This is a genomic window from Streptosporangium sp. LJ11 (assembly GCF_051918945.1).
Taxonomy (GTDB): domain Bacteria; phylum Actinomycetota; class Actinomycetes; order Streptosporangiales; family Streptosporangiaceae; genus Streptosporangium.
The window spans coordinates 48,329-68,822 of sequence record NZ_JBPXMB010000005.1 but is presented as its reverse complement, the minus strand read 5'-3'; the positions used below and the strand labels follow the sequence as shown (position 1 = coordinate 68,822).

The following is a 20,494-nucleotide window of genomic DNA, read 5'->3' as shown; positions in this document are numbered from 1 at the left end:
GTCATCTGGGTGAAAATTATTCTCAAGTCAAGCTCGCGTCAAGGCCGTCGAGGGCACGGTTGGGGGCACAACGCCCACGGCGCCGAGGCTTCGGGGAAAAATTCCGCCAACCTTCGGCGCCTGTCGAGCGTCGTTTCTAACAGAGGTTCCAGAAAAGGAGCCGCCCGACGGAGGCGAACCCCACGATGACTCCACGTCCGGCCGACACGCCGCACCAGGTTTCCAACGCGCACGTCCACGACGAGCTGGCCGCCCGGCGCGCCAGGCGCGCCAGGGACCAGAGACTGCGCAACGACCCGCACATCCGGCTGCTGGAGCGCGAGCACGGCGTCCGCTTCACCGTCGAGGAGCTCCAGGCGGCGGACCGCCAGGCCCAGGAGCTGCTGGCGCCGCTCCGCCAGGAGCCGCCCCTCGACGAGGAGACCCGGTCCTTGCAGCTGCTCGTCTGGCGCCGTCTGGGCCCGAGGGGGTTCCAGGGGTTCATGCAGGAGCTGGAGGAGATGGAGGCCGAGCTGGCCAGGGCCCGGCACGACGGCTGGGGCGATATCAGCTAGACCTTTCCCCACCCGGCCGGTTCCCCGGCGGATTCCCCGGCAGGCCCTCGCGCCCCCGCGCCCGCCGTCGTGGTCTCACCCGATCACGGTGACGCGACCATCCCCCAGGCGAGCGATTGATCGCTTACGTGCGCGGTAAAGTGGAGGGAGATCCACTTTCACGCGTTAGGCCACCATGCTCCATCAGCGACTCCAGCCCTCCACGCCGTACGCCGCCCTGGTCTTCGACTGCGACGGGACCCTCGTCGACACCGCCGCCGCCAACGAGAGCGCCTGGCGGACCGCGCTGGCCGGATGGCAGGTGGACCTCGACCCCGCCTGGTACCAGGCCCGCACCGGCCTGTCCGCCGACCGCCTGCTGGCCGAGCTGGAGACCGAGACCGGAGCCGAACTCGACTACCAGGCGGTGCGCGCGGCGGCACTGGACGCCTACCAGTGGCTGATCCACACGGTCACCCCGCACCAGACGGTCAGCGCGGTCGCGGAGGCGCACCGGGGGCGGGTGCCGATGGCCGTGGCCTCGGGAGGCGCCCGCCAGGCCGTGGAGGAGACCCTGCGCGTCACCGGCCTGCGCCCCCTCTTCGACACCGTGGTCACCAGGGACGACGTCCGCTACGGCAAGCCGGCCCCCGACGTCTACCTCCTCGCGGCACGCCGCCTCGGCGTCGCCCCGCACGCCTGCGTCGCCTACGAGGACACCGACGAGGGAGTGGCCTCCGCCCTCGCCGCCGGGATGACCGTCATCGACGTGCGCCCCTCGCTCCGCTAGAAGGCCCTCCCTCGCCCCGCTGGAACGTTCTCCCCGCTCCACCGGGTACGCCTCCGGCGGCGTCGTGGCGCGGCCGGGGGACGGCCCCACGTTGGCTACCTGTACTATCCAATGATGCGGATATCCGAGCTCAGCGCCGCATCGGGCGTGCCCATCCCGACGATCAAGTACTACCTGCGCGAGGGCATGCTTCCCGCCGGGGAGCAGATCTCGGCCACCAGAGCGAGCTACGGCGAGGACCACCTGCGCAGGCTGCGGCTGATCCGGGCACTGCTGGAGGTGGGACGGCTGTCCATCGCCTCCATCGCCAAGGTGACGGCCGCCGTCGACGACACGAGCCTGAACCTGCACCGCGTGCTCGGCACCGCGCATTACGCCATCGCCCCGGCGGTCGAGCCGCACGCGTCCGGCGAGGAGTGGGCGCGCGCCCGCGCCGAGGCCGACGCCATGATCGACGATCTCGGCTGGCAGGTGGATCCCGGCGCCCCGGCCCGCGACGAGCTGGCCCAGGCCGTCCTCACCCTCGGCCGGCTCGGCATGCCCGCCGACGGCGAGGCCCTGCGGCCCTACGCCGACGCCGCCCTGCGGCTCGTGACCGAACACGAGATCGGCACCATCCCGCTCGGCGGCTCCCGCGAGGCCGCGGTCGAGGCCATGGTCCTGGGCACCGTCGTGCACGGCAGGGTGCTCGACATCATGCGGAGACTCGCCCACGAGTCGGTCTCGGCCCGCGTCTTCGGCACTTCCTGAGCCATAGTCTTCGGTACTTCCTACCTCATATAAGACAAAGGGGATTCAAGCGCCCTAGAGCAATAATCGGTCTCCCCTGTGACGCATGTCTCCATCGTTCCAACCGTCCCGCGAAACGGCAGCTCACAGCCCTGAAACACGGGTGTGCGGATTTCCAACACGGCCACTGCCAGCTCATATAGGGCTGGGTAACACCCTGTTCACACACGGGCAACAGATGCGAAATCGCGACTTGCGAATCTTTGGGAGCAGCAGATCCCTCCATCCCAAGGACTCCGCCGATGACCTTCAAGGCTGAATACATCTGGATCGACGGCACCGAGCCGACCGCCAAGCTTCGTTCCAAGACCAAGGTGATGGCGGACGGCGCGGAGCTCCCGATCTGGGGCTTCGACGGGTCCAGCACGAACCAGGCCGACGGCTCCTCCTCGGACCGCGTGCTCAAGCCGGTGTTCACCTGCCCGGACCCGATTCGCGGCGGCGACAGCGTGCTGGTGCTGTGCGAGGTGCTCAACATCGACATGACCCCGCACTCCAGCAACACCCGCGCCGCCCTCGTCGAGGTCGCCGAGAAGTACGCCGACCAGGAGTCCTGGTTCGGCATCGAGCAGGAGTACACCTTCTTCAAGGAGGGCCGCCCGCTCGGCTTCCCGATCGGCGGCTTCCCGGCCCCGCAGGGCGGCTACTACTGCGGCGTCGGCGCCGACGAGGTCTTCGGCCGCGAGATCGTCGAGAAGCACCTCGACTACTGCATCGAGGCCGGGCTGGCCATCTCCGGCATCAACGCCGAGGTCATGCCGGGCCAGTGGGAGTTCCAGATCGGCCCGGCCGGTCCCGTCGAGGTCTCCGACCACATGTGGATCGCCCGCTGGCTGCTCTACCGCACCGCGGAGGACTTCAACGTCGGCGCCACCCTGGACGCCAAGCCGGTGAAGGGCGACTGGAACGGCGCGGGCGCGCACACCAACTTCTCCACCAAGGCGATGCGCGAGGGCTACGACCCGATCGTCACCGCCTGCGAGGCCCTCGCCGCGAACGCCCTGGAGCACGTCAAGCACTACGGCTCCGGCATCGAGGACCGTCTCACCGGCCTCCACGAGACCGCCCCCTGGAACGAGTTCAGCTACGGCGTCTCCGACCGCGGCGCCTCGGTCCGCATCCCGTGGCAGGTCGAGGTGGAGAAGAAGGGTTACATCGAGGACCGGCGTCCGAACGCCAACGTCGACCCCTACCTCGTCACCCGCCTCATCGTGAGCACCTGCTGCTCCGCTCTGGAGAAGGCCGACCAGGTCTGATCCCGACCGACGGACTCCGAAGGCCGCGGACGCCCTGCCGGGGGCGGCCGCGGCCTTCGGCATTCCGCCTTCGCTCTCCCCGCTGGGACCGGAACCCGGGCTCGTGGTCGCCGGTGTCCGGATCCCCCGAGGCCGGATCGGCCGGCGAGGCCACCGAGCGAGACGGCCGGGCACGGCGAAGGCGAGAAAGACGAAGGAAGGCAAGACGAGACGTTCCGACTCGCTGGATGATACATTCGGGCACGTGAAAACACCGAACCCGGCCCGTCGCAGCGAGCAGTCGCGCCAGGCCATCCTGAGCGCCGCCTTCGACCTGGTCGCCGAGTCCGGATACGCCAAGCTGACGGTGGAGGCGATCGCCGCCCGCGCGGGGGTGGGCAAGCAGACGATCTACCGCTGGTGGCCGTCCAAGGGCGCCGTTTTCGTCGACGCCGTTCTCGCCGTGACCGGGGACGAGAAGGGGCACTTCGCGCTGCCCGACACCGGCGACCTCGGCGCCGACCTGCGCGTCGTGCTGCGGGCCATCGTCGACGAGTACAACGACCCCAGGCTCGACACGATGAGCCGGGCGATGACCATCGAGGCGCTGAACGACCCCGGGATCAACACCGAGATCATCGAGCGGATCATGGGGCCGCATCTGGAGGCGACGAGGGAGCGGCTGCGCGCCGCCCGGCGGGCGGGCCAGGTGGCCGAGGACGCGGATCTGAGCGTGGCCGTCGAGTTGCTGTACGGGCCGATCTACCACCGCTGGATGCTGCGTACCGCCCCCCTCACCCACGAGTACGCCGACACGGTCGTGGAGTTCGCCCTCAGGGCCCTGAGGGCGGGATAGCGGCGGTCGGGAGCCGGCCGGGAGCCGACCGGGAGCGCGGACCGGACCGAAATTACCGGGCGCGCCATCCGCGCGGGACGGGCTCCGGCCGCCCGGCGCGCCCCGCCGGGGCCCTCGCCGGTCCGGGCGGGTGCCGGACCGGGACCGGCTCCGGCGCGTGATCGTCACCGGGCGTCTGAGCACGCACGATGAATCCGCCGGACCGGAGAAAAGTAAAATGTTTCCCCAGAGAGCGCTTACCCGTTCCGTTACCCCAGTTCCACGGGTCGGAACGAGCTAACGTCACGAAAATCCTACAAAACAGGTGCTTTAGGACAGCGCTAAACGGGTACCTCGCGCCGTACCATAACTGCGATGCGGGACGTAGTGGAGCAATTACAGCGCTTGGGCATGTCGGGCTACGAGGCCAAGGCGTACGTCACCCTGGTCGGCGCCGGACAGCCCCTCAACGGCTACGAGGTCGCCAAGCGTTCAGGCGTGCCGCGCAGCACCGTCTATGAGACGCTCGGCAAGCTGGTGGCCAAAGGGGCCGCCTACGAGTTGCGCGGCTCCGACGACGCCACCGACTACCTGCCGCTGCCGCCGCGATCCCTGCTGGAGCGCATGCGCAGGGAGTTCACCGACTCGATCGAGTCGCTGGAGGTCTCGCTGCCCGTGATCGTGGCGCCGCCCAAGGCCTACCTGATCCACAACCTCAAGGACGCCGGGGCGCTGCTCGCCCGGGCCGAGGACGTGGTGGCCGGGGCACGGGGCGACCTGTTCCTGTCGATCTGGCCCGAGGAGATGGGACTCCTCTCCTCGTTGATCAGGCGGGCGGTCGAGCGCGGCGTCGAGACCTCGGTGATGCACTTCGGGGCGGCACGGGAACCGGTCGGCAACCTGTACGAGCACCGCTTCCCCTCCCCCGGCGCCGTCCCCGAGGGCGAGGGGACCGCGAAGGAGAACCCGGACCACCGGCTGCTGGTCGTCGCGGGTGACCGGCGGGAGGCCCTGATCGGCGGCTTCGCCGGGGGCACCGCGTGGGGCGTCTACACCGAGGATCCGGCCGTCGTCGCGATGGCGGTCGAGTACGTCAGGCAGGACATCGCCCTGCAGATCGTCGCCGACCGGGTCGGGCACGAGACCATGCGCGGGATCTGGTCCACCGACCCCGACCTCAGACGCTTCCTCGCGGACCGCGAGCGCCCGGCCGCCCTGCTGCGCGCCGCCGGGGTACCCGGTCACCGTCCCTACGGTTCTCCCCCGTCACCTGGGCACCTCGCCCCCCACGACCACTCTTGACGAACGTTGGGTTTAACACGGATGTGACATCCTTTGGAGAGATTGTCTCCATATCGGATGTCTCTATATCGGGGGAAGGCAGGACATGGAAAAACCGGTCATCATGACGGTCGACGACGATCCCGGCGTGTCCCGTTCCGTCGCCCGGGACCTGCGGCGACGCTACGGCCACTCCTACCGCGTCGTCCGGGCCGACACAGCGGCCGACGGCATGGCCAGCGTCCGCGAGCTGCGGCTGCGGGGCGACGACGTGGCGGCGATCCTCGCCGACTACCGGATGCCCCAGATGAACGGCGTGGAGTTCCTGGAGCAGGCCATGGACCTGTATCCCTACGCGCGCCGCGTGCTGCTGACCGCCTACGCCGACACCGAGGCCGCGATCCAGGCGATCAACGTGGTCGACCTCGACCACTACATGCTCAAGCCCTGGGACCCGCCGGAGGAGAAGTTCTACCCGGTGCTGGACGCCCAGCTCGACGCCTGGCAGCGGACGGACCGGCGCGAGTCCGACGAGCTGCGGGTGGTGGGCGCCCGCTGGTCGGCCCCGTCGTACGAGGTCAGGGACTTCCTGTCGCGCAACCAGGTGCCCTACCGCTGGATGCTGGCCGACTCCCCGGAGGGCGCCGAGCTGCTCGCGGCGGCCCAGGAGAAGGCGGCGGGGGAGAAGGCGGCCGTCAGCCCGGCCAGGCTGCCGCTGGTCATCACCGGCGACGGTACGAAGCTCGTCGCGCCGAGCCTTTCCGAACTGGCCCAGGCCGTGGGGCTGTCCACCGCCCCGGCCACCGACTTCTACGACCTGATCGTGATCGGGGGCGGCCCCGGCGGGCTGGGCGCCGCGGTCTACGGCGCCTCCGAGGGGCTGCGCACCGTGATGGTCGAGCAGCACGCCTCGGGCGGGCAGGCGGGGCAGAGCTCCAGGATCGAGAACTACCTGGGCTTCCCCGACGGCGTCTCCGGCGCCCAGCTCGCCGACCGGGCGCGACGCCAGGCCGCGAAGTTCGGCGCCGAGATGCTCACCGCCCGCACGGTCACCAGCCTGGAGGTCAAGGGCCGGGCCCGGGTGGTCGGCTTCGCCGACGGCGGCTCGATCGCCGCGCACACCGTCATCCTGGCCACCGGCGTCTCCTACCGGCGGCTGAACGCCCCCGGCCTGGAGGACTTCATCGGCTCCGGCTGCTACTACGGCGCGGCCCTGACCGAGGCGCCCGAGTGCGCGAACTGCGAGGTCTACATCGTCGGCGCCGCCAACTCGGCCGGCCAGGGCGCGGTCTACCTGTCGGGGTACGCCAGCAAGGTCCACCTGATCGTCAGGGGTGAGGGGCTGGAGCGGACCATGTCGCACTACCTGATCGAGCAGATCTCGCGGATCCCGAACATCGAGGTGCACACCGAGACCGAGGTGGTCGGCGCCGAGGGCGAGGGCCACATGGAGCGGATCACGCTGAAGGGCCCCGAGGGCGAGCGCACCGTCGAGGCCGAGTGGCTGTTCGTCTTCATCGGCGCCCAGCCGATCACCGACTGGCTCGGCGACACCATCGAGCGCGACGCGAGAGGCTTCGTCCTCACCGGCCCCGACCTGACCGCCGACGAGAGCAGGCCGCGCAACTGGCCGCTCCGGCGGGAGCCGTACCACCTGGAGACGAACGTGCCGGGGGTGTTCGCCGCCGGCGACGTCCGGGCGGACTCGATCAAGCGGGTCGCCTCGGCGGTCGGCGAGGGCGCGATGGCCGTGGCCCTCGTCCACCGCTACCTGGAGAAGACATGACCGCCCCGGACCAGGTCCCTCCCGGCGCCCACGAGAGAGGGAACATGATCGACATCGACGTGCTCCGCGGGCTGTTCCTCTTCGAGAAGCTCGACGACGACAAGCTCCGGTGGCTCGCGAGGTACGGCGACGAGGAGGAGTACGACGCGGGCGAGGCGATCGTCAAGCAGGGTGATCCGGCCGACTGCTTCGCCGTGCTCATCGACGGCGAGGTGGTGATGATCACCGAGACCACCGCCGGGCCGGTCACGATGACCCCGAACTCGCAACCCGGCGTCTACGGCGGCGCGGTCCTGGCCTACCTGGGCGACCGCGCCCCGGCCACCTACGGCCACACGCTGCGCGCCACCAAGCCGACGCGCATGTTCATGCTTCCGGCCAGGAAGTACGGCATGATCATGGCCGAGTGGTTCCCGATGGCGGTGCACCTTCTGGACGGGGCCCGGCTGGGCGGGATGGCCCAGCGGGAGTTCATCGACCGGCGGCAGCGGCTGACCGCGCTCGGCACGATCACCGCCGGGCTCACCCACGAGCTCAACAACCCGGCCGCGGCGGCCGTACGGGCCGTGGACGACCTGCGGGAGAAGGTGAAGAGCACGCGCAGGAGGCTGGCCGCGCTGGCCGAGGACGGCATCGAGCCCCAGCGGCTGCGCGCCCTGATCGACCTGCAGGAGGCGTGCGCCGCCAGCATCTCCGAGCCGTCGCCCCGCTCCCCGCTGGAGATCTCCGACGCCGAGGACGAGCTGGCCGACGCCCTGGAGGAGGCGGGGGTGGAGGACGCCTGGGAGATCGCTCCGCCGCTGGTGGCGGCCGGGTTCAAGATCGCCAAGATGGACAAGATCCGCGAGGCGCTGGGCGAGCGCTACCTGGACGGGGCGATGCACTGGCTGTCGGAGGCCGTCGAGATCACCCAGATGCTGAACGAGGTGACCGACGCGACCGAGCGGATCTCCTCCCTGATCGCCTCCGCCAAGCAGTACTCCCAGATGGACCGGGCGCCGTACCAGACGGTGGACGTGCGGGAGCTGCTGGACAGCACCCTCACCATGTTCCGCGGCAAGATCCCGCCGGGGATCACCATCGCCACCGACTACGACCCCGAGCTGCCGCCCATCCCCGCCTACGCCGGGGAGCTCAACCAGGTGTGGACCAACCTGATCCACAACGCGCTGGACGCGATGGCCGGCACCGGCGTCCTGACCGTCCGCACCCGGCTCGAACACGACACGATCGCGCTGATCGAGATCTGCGACACCGGCCCCGGCGTCCCCGAGGCCCTGCGCGAGCGGATCTTCGAGCCGTTCTTCACCACGAAGGCGGTCGGCGAGGGCACGGGTCTCGGCCTGGACATCTCCTTCCGCATCGTCGCCGGCCGCCACGGAGGCGACCTGCGCGTGGAGTCGGAGCCCGGCGACACCCGCTTCCAGGTGCGTCTCCCCCTCACCGAGACGGCCGACTCCTCCACCTGAGACCGCCCGGCGGCACCTCCCGCCCGGCGGCGGGAGGTGCCATGACGCCCACGCCGTCCGGGCGCCGTGGACGCCCGGGGGCCCTGGCCGTCGCGGGAGCCGCGCACGTTCAGGAGCCGTGGGCGTCCAGGAAGCCGGGCACGTTCAGGAGCCGTGGACGCCGCGGGAGATGTCCATCAGGCGAGCCAGGACGGCGCCCCCGGAGACGCGGACACCGTCGTGCTGCCACTCGTTGGTCACCCAGGTCCGCAGGTTGCCCACCGCCCGCGCGGTGCGCATGGACAGGCCCTCGTCGACGTACATGTCGTCGTAGTAGACGGCGGCGGCCACCGGGACCCGGTTGGCGGCCAGCCGGGCGGGATCGTAGAGGGCGGGCCAGCCGGTGGCCGCGGCGAGGATCTCCGCGGCGCCCTTGAAGGGGCGGAGCGCGGCGATCTCGTCGAACATCCACGGGTAGATCATCTCCCCGGTGGGCAGCGTCGTCGCCGCGTCCTCCTCGAACTCCTCGGGCAGCAGCCGGTGCGCGGCCCAGCCGGTGGCGGCGCCCTGGGCGTAGATCGACTCGTGCAGGACCGCGTAGAGCGGGTTGCCGACGAAGCCGGTGGCCATCATGACCTCGTACAGGAACAGGTCGGAGAGCCTGTCGCCGGTCCAGGCCTCCTCCAGCACCCAGTGCAGGTATTCGGCCCCGTCGCTCATGCCCAGGCACATGCCGAGGGTCTGCAGGCGGCGCACGGTCAGCACGTCGCCGTCCGGGAGGAGGACCTCGTGAAGGCGCAGGTGGTCGGCTATCGCGTCCAGACGGCCCGAGTCGTGCGGGTAGCGGGCGAAGTAGCGGTTCACCTTGTCGCGAACGCGCGGGTAGGTGCGGGAGTAGACGTCGTCGGCGGTGGCGTCGAGCCCGGACAGGCCCCCGGTCACGTAACAGGCCGCCAGGCCCTCGGGAGCCCGGGAGAGGTAGGTCAGCGTGATGAAACCGCCGTAGCTCTGGCCGAGGGTCTCCCACGGCCGGTCGCCGCAGAGCTCGCGCCGGATCAGTTCGGCGTCGGCCACGATCGAGTCGGCCCGGAAGTGCCCGAGGCGGGCGGCGAGCTCGGCGTCCGTGCCGCGCGCGGTCTTCGCGGTGATGGGGGTGCTGCGGCCGGTCCCCCGCTGGTCGAGCAGGAGGACCCGGTGGGTCTTCAAGGCGTGCCCCAGCCACCCGTCGGCGGCGGCCGGGCGCGGTGACTTGCCCCCGGGACCGCCCTGCAGGAAGAGCAGCCACGGCAGGTCCTCCCCCTGCCGCGCCGGGTCCACCGCCTCACGGGCGAAGACCTCGATCGTCTCGCCACCGGGGTCGGCGTGGTCGAGGGGAACGGTGAACACGTGGTCGGTGAGCGCCACACCGGGCAGAAGGACAGTCACCCACGGAAAGCTATCGGACCCGGGCGACGGCTTCCGCTCCAGGTGGCGGGCGGCGACCGGAGGTTCGGCCGTCCCTTCGGCACGGATCGACACTGTCCGTAACCTGGGAAACGACTCGATAACACCACCTTGACGCAGACAGAGCTTTGCCTCTTAAATTTCAATATGAATTAAGCCTCGAAGTTGAGCAGTCGCCACTCCCCGTGAGCGCTCACAAAGCGCGGGAGGGTGACTCGATGCGCAGAGAGCATCGGCGGGGCACCGGCCGGGCATCGGCTGGGCACTGCCCGGCGCCCGGCCACCGATCGTCGTCCCGGCGCTGCTCGTCAGGCGACACATCCGCGTAACCACGCAAGGAGCGATCAAGGGATGACCCAGACCGACGACCGGACCGGCACCGGCCTGGCCCTGTTCCCGCCCGCCTTCCGCTGGGGGGTCGCCACCGCCGCCTACCAGATCGAGGGCGCCACCGCGGAGGACGGCCGCACCCCCTCCATCTGGGACACCTTCTCCAGGACCCCCGGCCGGGTGCACCTCGGGCAGACCGGCGACGTCGCCTGCGACCACTACCACCGCTACGCCGAGGACGTGGCCCTCATGAGGGACCTCGGCGTCAACACCTACCGCTTCTCCGTCTCCTGGCCCCGGATCAAGCCCGACGGCACCGGACCGGTGAACCCCCGCGGCCTCGACTTCTACGACCGGCTGGTGGACACCCTGCTGGCCGCCGGGATCGACCCCATGGCCACGCTGTACCACTGGGACCTGCCGCAGACCCTGGAGGACGGGGGCGGGTGGACCGTACGGGACACCGCCCACCACTTCGCCGGGTACGCGGAGGCGGTGTACGACCGGCTCGGAGACCGGATCAGGACCTGGACCACCCTCAACGAGCCGTGGTGCTCGGCCTTCCTCGGGTACGGCACCCGCGACCAGGCTCCCGGCCGAGCCGAGCCGGCCTCGGCCTTCCTCGCGGCGCACCACCTGCTGCTCGGCCACGGCCTGGCGGCCCGCGCCCTGCGCGCGGCGGGCGCCGGGGAGGTCTCGGTCACGGTCAACCTCACCCCGGTGTCCCCCCGCGACCCGCAGGACCGGCACGACGTCGCGGCGGCCAGGCTCGTCGACGGCCTGCACAACCGGATCTTCCTCGACCCGATCGTGTACGGCCGCTACCCGGCCGACATGCTGGAGCACACGGCCCGCTTCACCGGCCTGGACCACATCCTCGACGGCGACGAGGAGCTCATCGGCGCCCCGATCGACTTCCTGGGGGTCAACTACTACGCGCCGACCCACGTCGCGGCGAAGGTCGGCACGCCCTCCTCCGACCGCTTCCCCGGCACCGAGGGCGTCGAGCACCCCGACCCCGGCCTGCCGGTGACCGCCATGGGCTGGCCCGTCGAGGCGGACGGCCTGCGCAGGCTCCTGGTACGGCTGGCGCGGGACTACCCGTCCACCCCGCTGATGATCACCGAGAACGGCGCCGCCTACCCCGACTCCGCCGAGGACGGCAGGGTGGCCGACGCCGAGCGCGTCGACTACCTGCGCACCCACCTGCTCGCCGCCCACCAGGCGATCCAGGAGGGAGCCGACCTGCGCGGCTACCTGGCCTGGTCGCTGATGGACAACTTCGAGTGGGCCTACGGCTACGACAAGCGGTTCGGGCTGGTCCACGTCGACTACGACACCCAGACGCGCATCCCCAAGGACAGCGCCCTGTGGTACAGCGGGGTCATCGGCAGGAACGGGATCTGACCCGGGAGTCCCGGACATCACCTGACACGGATGCTCCCCCGCCCTTGGAAAGGGACGGGGGAGCATCCGTTTTCGCCGCCTCGCAAAGCCGATCCGTGTCCGTGATGCCGTACGAACCTCACGTCTTCGAGGCAGGCCCGTTTCCGTCACCTCGTACGGCCGGACACGGCGGCCACCGCCGACAGGCGGCCCCTCCGCGCGTCACGCGGTGATCGCCAGCAGTTCCGGGTCCACCGGGTGGCGCAGCGGCCGGCCCGCCAGCGCCAGGAGCACCTCGTCCACCGCGTACGCCCCCAGCCTGGCCAGCTCGTTGCCCAGCGCCCCGGCGACGTGCGGGGTGAGGATGACGTTGGGCAGGTCCCACAGCACCGAGTCGGCGGGGACGACCTCGGGCTCGGTCACGTCGAGCACCGCCGACAGCCTGCCGGTGACCAGTTCGGCGACGAGCGCCCCGTGGTCCACCAGGGAGCCCCTGGCGGTGTTGATGAGCGTCGCGCCGTCGCGCATCGCGGCCAGGCGGGCCGCGGTGACCATCCCCGTCGTGGCGTCGGTGGCCGGGGCGTGCAGGGAGACGATGTCGGCGGCGGCGAACAGCTCGTCGACCCCGACCAGGCGGGCGCCGAGCGCCCGCGCGCCCCGGACGTCCAGGTACGGATCGGCGATCAGCACGTCCAGGTCGAAGGGGGCGAGCAGCTCCGCGACCCTCCTGCCGATCCTGGAGGCCCCGACCAGGCCGACCGTCCTGCCGTAGTTGCCGTAGTCCCCGTAGTCGCCGTGGCCGTCTCGCCCCTGGTACAGGCGCAGGTCCTCCCTCCTGGCCCGGTACTCGCGGGCGAGCGCGAGGACGGACTTGCCGGTGAGCAGGATCATCGCCACGGTGTACTCGGCGACCGGCAGCGCGTTGGCCGAGGCGGCCGAGCTCACCGGGATCCCCCGGGCGAACACGGCCTGGCCGACGTGGCCCTTGACGCTCCCCGCCGCGTGCACGACGGCCCGCAGGCGCGGCGCGCGCCGCAGCACGGGCTCGTCGATGAGCGGGCAGCCCCAGCCGGTGACCAGGACCTCCGCCCGCTCCAGGCGCACCCGCGCCTCGTCGGACCCGAACTCGGTGAGCGGCACCGCCAGATCGGCCTCGGCGACCGCGCGGAGGCGGTCACCGACGCCGGGGGGGAACAGGCGGGCGGGCAGCCCCGGATACATCGCCAGCACCACCGACGGCGGACCGGCGGTCACCGGCCGGCCCAGATCAGGCCACGCCGGGTGAGCTCGTACACGGTGGGGTGCCGCAGGTCCTCCATCCGGTGGCCGACGGCGGAGAAGAAGACCTTCCCCCTCCCCCACCGGCGGGTCCAGACGACGGGCATCGGGGTCTGCGGGGAGACGAACCGCGTGGTGGCGAGGACCTCGTTGTGGGCGTCGGTGAGCATCCAGTACTGCTCGGTCTCGACGGTGAAGTCGTCCAGCCCGGCGACGATCGGGTGCCCGGCGTGCGCGGGGTCGATGACGACGTCGTAGGTGAGGAAGTCCGCGGGGTGGTGCAGGAAGAGCCCGCCGACCATCCGCAGGTAGTCGTGGCTGCCGTCGAAGGTCGCCACCAGGCCGCCGTGCCAGCCGGCGAAGCCGGTGCCCGCGCGGACCGCGGACACCAGTCCCGCCTCCTGCTCCGGCGTCAGGACGCCGCCCGTCCAGCACTGCACGATCAGGTCGGTCCCGGCCAGCAGCGGCCCGTCGGCGTAGACCTCCAGGTCGTCGGCGACGGTCACCTCGAAGCCCGCGGCGGCCAGCTCGGGGACGAACAGCTCGGTCGCCTCGACGGGGACGTGCCCCTCCCAGCCGCCGCGGACGACCAGCGCCCTCCTCATCGGCGGCCGGCCGGGTCGCTCGCCCACTCGGGCAGGGTGAGCGGGGTGCGCTGGACCCCGATCCACTGGCGCCTGGTGAAGCCCGGCATCTGGTTCTCCGCCCCGTGACGGGCGTGCGCGTCGTTGACGTGGACCTCGCCCGCCCGCAGCCGCTCGGCCACGTCCATGCCGCGCATCAGGTCGGCGGTGAACACCGAGTCCATCATCATCGGGTGCCGGTTGGCCAGCTCGACGGCCTCGTCCTCGGAGTCGACCACCGTCACCGGGATGACCGGCCCGAATATCTCCTCGGTGAACGCGGGCATGTCCGGGGTCACGTCGGCCAGCACGGTGGGGCGGTAGAACAGCCCGTCGTAGGTGCCGCCGGCGACCAGCCGGGCGCCCTTGGCGATCGAGGGCGCGACGATCCGCTCGTGCAGCCGGGTCCGCTGGCCCTCGCTGATCAGCGGACCCAGATCGGTGTCCGGCGACATCGGGTCGCCCAGGCGCAGTGCCTCGACCCGCCTGGTCACGGCCTCCAGGTAGCGGTCGGCGACCTCTCGGACGACGATGTGCCGGCTGGTGCTGATGCACGTCTGCCCCTGGAACTCCAGCGAGGCGATCATGGCGTGAGAGGCGGCCAGTTCGACGTCGGCGTCCTCCAGGACGATGAAGGCGTTGTCGCCGCCCAGCTCCAGGCGGATCGCGCGCAGGTCGGTGGCCGCGGAGGCCGCGATGAGCAGGCCGACCTCGCGGGAGCCGGTGAAGTCCAGCAGGTCCAGCCCCCGGTGCTCGGCCAGTGCCCAGCCGGCCTCGGGTCCGTCCCCGGTGACCACGTTGAACACCCCGGCGGGCAGCCCGACGGCCTCGGCGGCCTCGGCCAGCACGTGGCCGCCGACCAGCGGGGTCAGCTCGGCGGGCTTGAGCACGAGGGTGTTGCCGAACGCCAGGCCGGGCGCGACCATCCGCATGGCGAGGTTCATCGGGTAGTTCCACGGCGTGATGACGCCGATCACTCCCAGCGGCACCGCGCGCGACAGCGAGAGCTTGCCCGCCTTGTACGGGGGCAGGATGTCCCCGGCGTTCTCGGTCGCCTGGACCGACGAGATGAGGAGCTGGCGGATGCTCGTGCTCACCTCGTCCTCGGCCTTGGCCCGCACGCCGCCCGTCTCACGGATGCTCAGCTCGACCAGCTCTTCGTAGCGGCCCTGGAGGTGCTCGGCGAGGCCCCGCAGGTATCCTGCCCGCTCGGGTGCCGACAGGGCGGCCCAGGCGGGCTGCGCGGCACGGGCGGCGGCGACGGCCCGATCGACGTCGGCGGGACCTCCCAGCGCGTACGTGCCGATCCGCGCACCGGTCGCCTTCTCGTGCACGGGGGCGGCGCCTCCTGAGGCGGCATCCTGGAACGTCCCGTCGATGTACAACCTGCCCACAGCCATCCCCTACTTCATCATCACGCTTAGTACAGAATGCAAAATAAGTCCTGAACGGAGGCGGCGTCAACAGTCCCAGGGGACACCGTGAGGGCGGTCGCGGTCCTCGCCTCCCGAGGTCAGACGGGCGCGTGCCCGGCCGGCTCCGGGGTCGGGGGCGTGACGCGGCCCGCGGGGCGCACCGCGTGGCTGCGCAGCAGGAAGTCCTCGACGACCAGGGTGGCCGCGCCCAGGGCGACCGCCTCGGCCCCGAGCCTGCCCAGCTCGATCGACGCCTGCGAGAAGGGCAGGGGCAGGGCGTACCGGGCGGCGGCGGCGCGGATCTCGGGAAGGAACCTCCGCCCGAGGAGGGATCCGGCCCAGCCGCCGAGGATGATGCGCTCGGGGTTGAAGAGGTTGATCAGGTTGGCCAGCCCGGCCCCCAGGCAGCGGACGGCCTCGTCGAGCGCGGGCCGCGCCAGCGGGTCGGCGAGGAGTTCGGCGAAGACGCTCTCCTCGTCGTCACCCCCCAGGTCCCTTCCCGCGCCGGCCAGGATCGCCTCGGCGCCGATGTAGGCCTCCAGGCAGCCCTGGCCGCCACAGCGGCAGGGGCGCCCGTCGAGGACGATCTTCGTGTGGCCCCACTCGCCCGCGCCGCTCGCCGTTCCCCGGTAGGTGACGCCGCCGTTGATGATGCTCGCCCCGGCCCCCGTGCCGATGAAGGTCATGACCAGGTGCTGGGCGCCCTTGCCCGCACCGAACCAGAGCTCGGCCTGGCCCGTCGTCTTGACGCCGTTGTCGGCGAAGATCGGGAGCGAGGTGCCCTCGCGGAGGAGCGCGCCCAGGGGTACGCCGTCCCAGCCGAACGCGCGGGCGTGGATGAGCAGGTCGGAGCCCTGCTCGGCGACGCCGGGAACGCCGAGGCCCATGCCGAGCACCTCGGACTCCGTGGCTCCGGCGTCGGACAGGACCGCCTGGAGACCGTCGAGGATGTGCCGGGCCACCACGGCCGGTTCGTGGTGGCTGGGGTCGAGGGCGAACTCCTTCCTCGCCCGCTCCTCCATCGCCAGGTCGTACAGCTCCACGCGGACGCGCGTCTCCCCGACGCCCACCCCGACCACGTATCCGTACGAGGGGTCGACCTTGAGCATGATCCGCGGTCGCCCGCCGTCGGAGTCGACGGAACCGGTCTCCACCACGATGCCGTCCGTGATGAGGTCGCCGATCACGTTGCTGACCGTGGCGGCGCTGAGGCCGGTCAGCTGGGCCAGATCGTGCCTGCTCAGCTCGCCGGCGAAGTACAGCGTCCACAGGACCACGGACCGGTTGCCCTTGCGCACGTCACGAAGGGTCCCCCGCTGTGGACGGCTCATGCTTCTCCCCCGGGGAAGTAATTTCAGATGTTAGTACAACTACTCTAGTCACTGCCGGACCTGGCTTTTCTGCCACGCTCCCACCTGGCGGGGCACGGCCCGCCCGTATCGCGCGTGAGGAGAGTTTCCCAGGTCGCGCCGCGCGTCGCCATGCCCGGCCACACCGTGGGACCGGCGGGCGGAGAACCCCTGGTCTCCTGGGCGCGGACGGCTCCGGTTGTTAGGCTCGGCCACCAAGCAAGTGCTCACTCCAGGGCACCGGGACGGGCGAGGACGGGCGATGGCGGCAGACGGCGGGACCGAGGGTCGTGTGGAGACGTACGGGCACTGCGACCCACGCTTCTCGCGGGTACGGGAGGTGTTCGACGCGCACTTCGCCGGCGGCGAGGAGCTGGGCGCGGCGTTCGCGGTCTTCCTGGACGGCGAGCCGGTCGTGGAACTGTGGGGCGGGGTCGCCGACCGCCGCAGCGGGCGGACCTGGGAGCGCGACACCCCCGTGCTGGCGTACTCGTGCACCAAGGCGGTGACCGCGACGGTCGCGCAGCTGCTGGCCGAACGCGGCCTGCTCGACGTCGCCGCCCCGGTCGCGGACGTCTGGCCGGAGTTCGCGCGGCGCGGCAAGGAGCGCGTCACCGTCGAGCATCTCCTCACCCACCAGGTGGGGCTGCCCGTGATCGAGGAGGAGGTTCCCGTCGAGGAGTTCGAGGACCAGGCCGCCATCGCGGACCGGCTGGCCGGGCAGGAGCCGATCTGGGAGCCGGGCACCGCGCACGGCTACCACGCGCTGACGTACGGGTTCCTGGTCGGCGAGGTGGTCCGCAGGGTGTCGGGCAAGTCCGTGAGCGAGATCGTGGCCGCCGAGATCTCCGGTCCCCTCGGCCTGGAGCTCTGGGTCGGCGCCCCGGACGACGTGGCGGCGCGGGCGGCCCGGCTGTCCGCCGGGGATCGTCCCGCGCCCCCCGCCGCCCCGCCCGCCGATCCGCCCGTCGCCTCGCCGTCCACCCCGCCCGCGGAACCCGCGGCGCCGGAGCTGCCTGGACAGGGGCCGGGAGACCCGGTCTACGAGATGGCCAGGGCCTCGCTCGACAAGGACAGCCTGCTGAACCGGGCCCTGGGCAACCCTCCGATCCACCGGCTGCGGGGCGGCGCCAACCACCCGGTCGTGCTGCGCGCGGGCTGGCCCGCGATGGGCGCCGTCACCACCGCTCGGGGCCTGGCGGGTTTCTACCGCGACCTGGTGGCCGGGCGGATCCTGCGCCCGGAGACCCTGCGCGGCGCGACGCGCAGGAGGGTGAACGGCCCGGACAGGGTGCTGTTCCTCGACAGCTCCTTCGGCCTGGGCTACATGCGCCCGGCGCTGACCTTCCTCACCCCCGCGAGAGGCGCGGAGACCGCGTTCGGCCACACCGGCATGGGCGGGTCGCTGGGTCTCGGAGACGTCGAGCACGGCCTGGGCATGGCGTACACGATGAACAGGATGGCGGGCGCCGCCTCGGGGAACCTCCGCGCCCACCGCCTGGCCGAGGCCGTCTACGAGTCGCTCCCCCGCGCCCACTCTGCCCGCTGACCCCCGCACCCACCCGGCCCGCTGCCCGCTGCCCGCTGCCCGCTGCCCCGGCACGGTCGGCCACCGCGCACGATTCCAACGTCACCCATTCGCAAAAGTTGACCAATCGTGACAACCAACCGCAGGGGTGAGACCGTCGAACAAGTCGACGGCACTCGGAAGGGGACGGGATGGTTCCGGGATACCGCGAGGTTCGGGAACTCGGCGCCGGCGGGGGCGGGCGCGTGGTGCTGGCCACGTACGCCCCCACCGGCGCCTACGTGGCCATCAAATACCTCAACGCGACCCTCAAGGACGATCACCGCTTCCTGGCGCGCTTCCGCGCGGAGGCGCGCGTCATGGTGGAACTGCAGGACCCGAACGTGGTCCAGCTCTACGAGTACTACGAGGACGTGCTCGAAGCCGCGATCGTGATGGAGCTGGTCGACGGGGTCGCGCTCAGGCGGATCCTGTCCGAGCACGGCAGCACGAGCCCGGAGGCGGCGCTGGCCGTGCTCAAGGGCTCGCTGCTCGGCCTGGCCTTCGCGCACGCCGCCGGTGTCGTGCACCGCGACTACAAGCCGGAGAACGTGCTGATCCAGGCCGACGGCGGCAGCAAGCTGGCCGACTTCGGCATCGCCGCCCACGTCGGGGAGGCCGGGATGACCGCCGGCACCCCGGCCTACATGGCGCCCGAGCAGTGGGAGGGGGCGCCGGCGAGCGCGGCGACCGACGTCTACGCGGCCACGTGCGTGTTCTTCGAGTGCCTCACCGGGCGCAGGCCCTACCTGGCCGACCACCGCCTCGTGCTGATGCACCGCCACCGGCACGAGGCGATCCCGGTGGAGGAGGTGCCCGGCTCGGTACGCGGGCTGGTCACGCGGGGCATGGCCAAGAACCCGGCGGACCGGCCGCAGAGCGCGCGGGCGTTCCTGGAGGAGCTGGAGGCGGCGGCACTGGCGGCGTACGGGCCGGAGTGGGAGCAGCGCGGGCGGCGGCACCTGGCCGAGCTCGCCACGCTGCTGGCACTGGCGTTCCCGCTGGCCAAGCCCGCGCCGAAGGCCGCCTCCTCGGTGGCCCAGACGGTACTCGGCCGGGTGGGGCGGGTGCGCCGTCCCCGGCTGGGCCCCAGGACCCTGGCCGGGCTGGGAGTGATCACCGTCGCGATGACCGCCGGTGTGATCGCGGCCAACCGGCCGCAGGACCGGCTCTCCGCCGACACGATCTTCACCCCGCCGCCCGGTTCCGCGATGATCGAGGAGACCCCCGCGCAGCGGCGGCGGAGCCAGGCGTCGGCGCCTCCCGACCCCTCCACCGGGCCGGGCCGCCCCTCGGGAAGTGCCGCCGCCAGGAAGCCCGGCTCCTCCTCGAACGGCGCGAACCCCGGCCAGGTCACCTCGCCCCCGTCACCGGCCCCCACCCGGACACCGGTCTCCCCGCCCCCCGCTCCTCCCTCGCCCCCCTCGCCGACCGGCTCGCAGCCGCCGCCCCCGTCGCCCACGCGCTCGCGAACCGCGGCCCCCACCCGCCCGCCCACGCCCGTACCCACGTCCACCCGGCCGCCGGTACCGGAACCCACCGGGACGGGGGCGACGGGGCCCGTGCACGCGGTCAGCGGCCTGAGGATCGTGGGAATCGACGCGCTCGGGACCACGGTCGGCTTCCGCGCCTCCACCACGGGGAAGGTCGCGGTGACCGTCACCTTCGCCGAGGGGCCCGATCCCGGCCGGCTCGTCCGGGCGGCCCCGCGCACCTCCGTGATCGGCGGGCTGAAGACCTACTCCCACACCGTCCCGCACGACTTCACCGTCCCCGCCTGCGAGCAGACCCTCTACCGCCGGGTCACGGTCTCCACCGTGCCCCGTTCTCCGGGCGGGGCGGCCGGCCGCACGGAGAGGGTCCGCGGCGAGCCGTGCGCGCCGTCCACGGTCTCGATCACCTCCTTCGACGGCACCACGGTCGGCTTCCGGGTGAAGGCCCCCAGCACCTCGCCGGTGACCGTGCGGCTCGGGTTCGCCCAGACGATCGGGGACACGCGAGAGACGCTGACCAGCAGCACGCGGGAGCTGGAGCTGTCCGGCGACACCGAGTACGAGCGGGAGGTGACCGGGGATTTCGCCGCCCCGCCCCGGTGCGGGGGGCACGTCACGCGGGTGGTGGTGGTCAACACCGATCCCATGGGCGACACGCCCTCCCGGACCGTCCGGATCGACCTGCCCCCCTGCGCCCCCGACCCGGGCACGAACCCGGACCCGGACCCGGACCCGGACCCGGAAACGACTCCGGAGACGGGCCCGGACACGGAACCGGCCCCGGACACGAGCACGGACCCGGGCCCGCGCGAACCCCGGGACTCGGAGAGTCCTCCCGGGAACGGGCCCGCCCTGGTGGACATCGACCTGGGCGGCCTCCTGGACGGCCTCCTGTGAGGTGATCGGGTCCGCG

General features: G+C 71.9%; 16 protein-coding genes. 11 read left to right on the top strand and 5 right to left on the bottom strand.

From position 1 onward, the window contains the following. Positions 1 to 185: 185 nt before the first annotated feature. From ACTOQ3_RS09300 to ACTOQ3_RS09265, 8 genes are all read left to right on the top strand, one after another. Complete coding sequence (locus tag ACTOQ3_RS09300) at positions 186 to 554, top strand: hypothetical protein (RefSeq protein WP_440082950.1); 369 nt, start codon at positions 186 to 188, stop codon at positions 552 to 554. A 175-nt stretch (positions 555 to 729) separates the two neighbouring features. Further along, positions 730 to 1,323, top strand: coding sequence for an HAD family hydrolase (locus ACTOQ3_RS09295; protein ID WP_440082949.1), 594 nt, complete (start codon positions 730 to 732; stop codon positions 1,321 to 1,323). A gap of 114 nt (positions 1,324 to 1,437) precedes the next feature. Beyond that, positions 1,438 to 2,073, top strand: coding sequence for a MerR family transcriptional regulator (locus ACTOQ3_RS09290; RefSeq protein ID WP_440082948.1), 636 nt, complete (start codon positions 1,438 to 1,440; stop codon positions 2,071 to 2,073). Positions 2,074 to 2,354: 281 nt separating this feature from the next. Then, entirely contained in the window at positions 2,355 to 3,368 is a 1,014-nt protein-coding gene (gene glnII / locus ACTOQ3_RS09285; RefSeq protein ID WP_440082947.1) for a glutamine synthetase, read from the top strand. 244 nt (positions 3,369 to 3,612) lie between these two features. Beyond that, on the top strand, positions 3,613 to 4,203 hold the full coding sequence (locus ACTOQ3_RS09280; RefSeq protein WP_440082946.1) for a TetR/AcrR family transcriptional regulator: 591 nt from the start codon (positions 3,613 to 3,615) through the stop codon (positions 4,201 to 4,203). Between the two features lie 354 nt (positions 4,204 to 4,557). Further along, positions 4,558 to 5,484, top strand: coding sequence for a TrmB family transcriptional regulator (locus tag ACTOQ3_RS09275; protein ID WP_440082945.1), 927 nt, complete (start codon positions 4,558 to 4,560; stop codon positions 5,482 to 5,484). Between the two features lie 85 nt (positions 5,485 to 5,569). Further along, on the top strand, positions 5,570 to 7,249 hold the full coding sequence (locus ACTOQ3_RS09270; RefSeq protein WP_440082944.1) for an FAD-dependent oxidoreductase: 1,680 nt from the start codon (positions 5,570 to 5,572) through the stop codon (positions 7,247 to 7,249). After that, the gene (locus ACTOQ3_RS09265) at positions 7,246 to 8,718 is read left to right on the top strand and encodes an ATP-binding protein (RefSeq protein ID WP_440082943.1); all 1,473 of its coding nucleotides are present in this window, start codon (positions 7,246 to 7,248) and stop codon (positions 8,716 to 8,718) included. Before ACTOQ3_RS09270 ends, ACTOQ3_RS09265 begins: the two co-directional genes overlap by 4 nt. Positions 8,719 to 8,862: 144 nt before the next feature. On the opposite strand, the gene ACTOQ3_RS09260 is transcribed toward ACTOQ3_RS09265, so the two are convergent. After that, positions 8,863 to 10,122 (bottom strand): alpha/beta fold hydrolase, encoded by a 1,260-nt coding sequence (locus ACTOQ3_RS09260; RefSeq protein ID WP_440082942.1) that lies wholly within the window; start codon positions 10,120 to 10,122, stop codon positions 8,863 to 8,865. Positions 10,123 to 10,491: 369 nt separating this feature from the next. Between ACTOQ3_RS09260 and ACTOQ3_RS09255 the strand changes: the two genes are divergently transcribed. Next, positions 10,492 to 11,877: a GH1 family beta-glucosidase gene (locus ACTOQ3_RS09255; RefSeq protein WP_440082941.1), complete on the top strand. Its 1,386-nt coding sequence runs from the start codon at positions 10,492 to 10,494 to the stop codon at positions 11,875 to 11,877. 201 nt (positions 11,878 to 12,078) lie between these two features. On the opposite strand, the gene ACTOQ3_RS09250 is transcribed toward ACTOQ3_RS09255, so the two are convergent. From ACTOQ3_RS09250 to ACTOQ3_RS09235, 4 genes are all read right to left on the bottom strand, one after another. Then, a complete protein-coding gene (locus ACTOQ3_RS09250; protein ID WP_440082940.1) occupies positions 12,079 to 13,110 on the bottom strand; it encodes a hydroxyacid dehydrogenase in 1,032 nt (343 codons plus the stop codon). Then, a complete protein-coding gene (locus tag ACTOQ3_RS09245; protein ID WP_440082939.1) occupies positions 13,107 to 13,766 on the bottom strand; it encodes a ThuA domain-containing protein in 660 nt (219 codons plus the stop codon). The genes ACTOQ3_RS09250 and ACTOQ3_RS09245 overlap by 4 nt, the downstream gene beginning before the upstream one ends. Beyond that, positions 13,736 to 15,151: an aldehyde dehydrogenase family protein gene (locus ACTOQ3_RS09240; RefSeq protein ID WP_440082938.1), complete on the bottom strand. Its 1,416-nt coding sequence runs from the start codon at positions 15,149 to 15,151 to the stop codon at positions 13,736 to 13,738. Before ACTOQ3_RS09240 ends, ACTOQ3_RS09245 begins: the two co-directional genes overlap by 31 nt. 119 nt (positions 15,152 to 15,270) lie before the next feature. Beyond that, positions 15,271 to 16,503 carry an ROK family transcriptional regulator gene (locus ACTOQ3_RS09235; RefSeq protein WP_440082937.1) on the bottom strand — a complete coding sequence of 411 codons (1,233 nt, stop codon included), beginning with the start codon at positions 16,501 to 16,503 and terminating at the stop codon, positions 15,271 to 15,273. A 280-nt stretch (positions 16,504 to 16,783) separates the two neighbouring features. Here ACTOQ3_RS09235 and ACTOQ3_RS09230 point away from each other — a divergent pair, with 280 nt between their 5' ends. Next, positions 16,784 to 18,070, top strand: coding sequence for a serine hydrolase domain-containing protein (locus ACTOQ3_RS09230; RefSeq protein WP_440082936.1), 1,287 nt, complete (start codon positions 16,784 to 16,786; stop codon positions 18,068 to 18,070). A 170-nt stretch (positions 18,071 to 18,240) separates the two neighbouring features. Next, positions 18,241 to 20,478, top strand: coding sequence for a protein kinase domain-containing protein (locus tag ACTOQ3_RS09225; protein ID WP_440082935.1), 2,238 nt, complete (start codon positions 18,241 to 18,243; stop codon positions 20,476 to 20,478). The last annotated feature ends 16 nt before the right edge of the window (positions 20,479 to 20,494 follow it).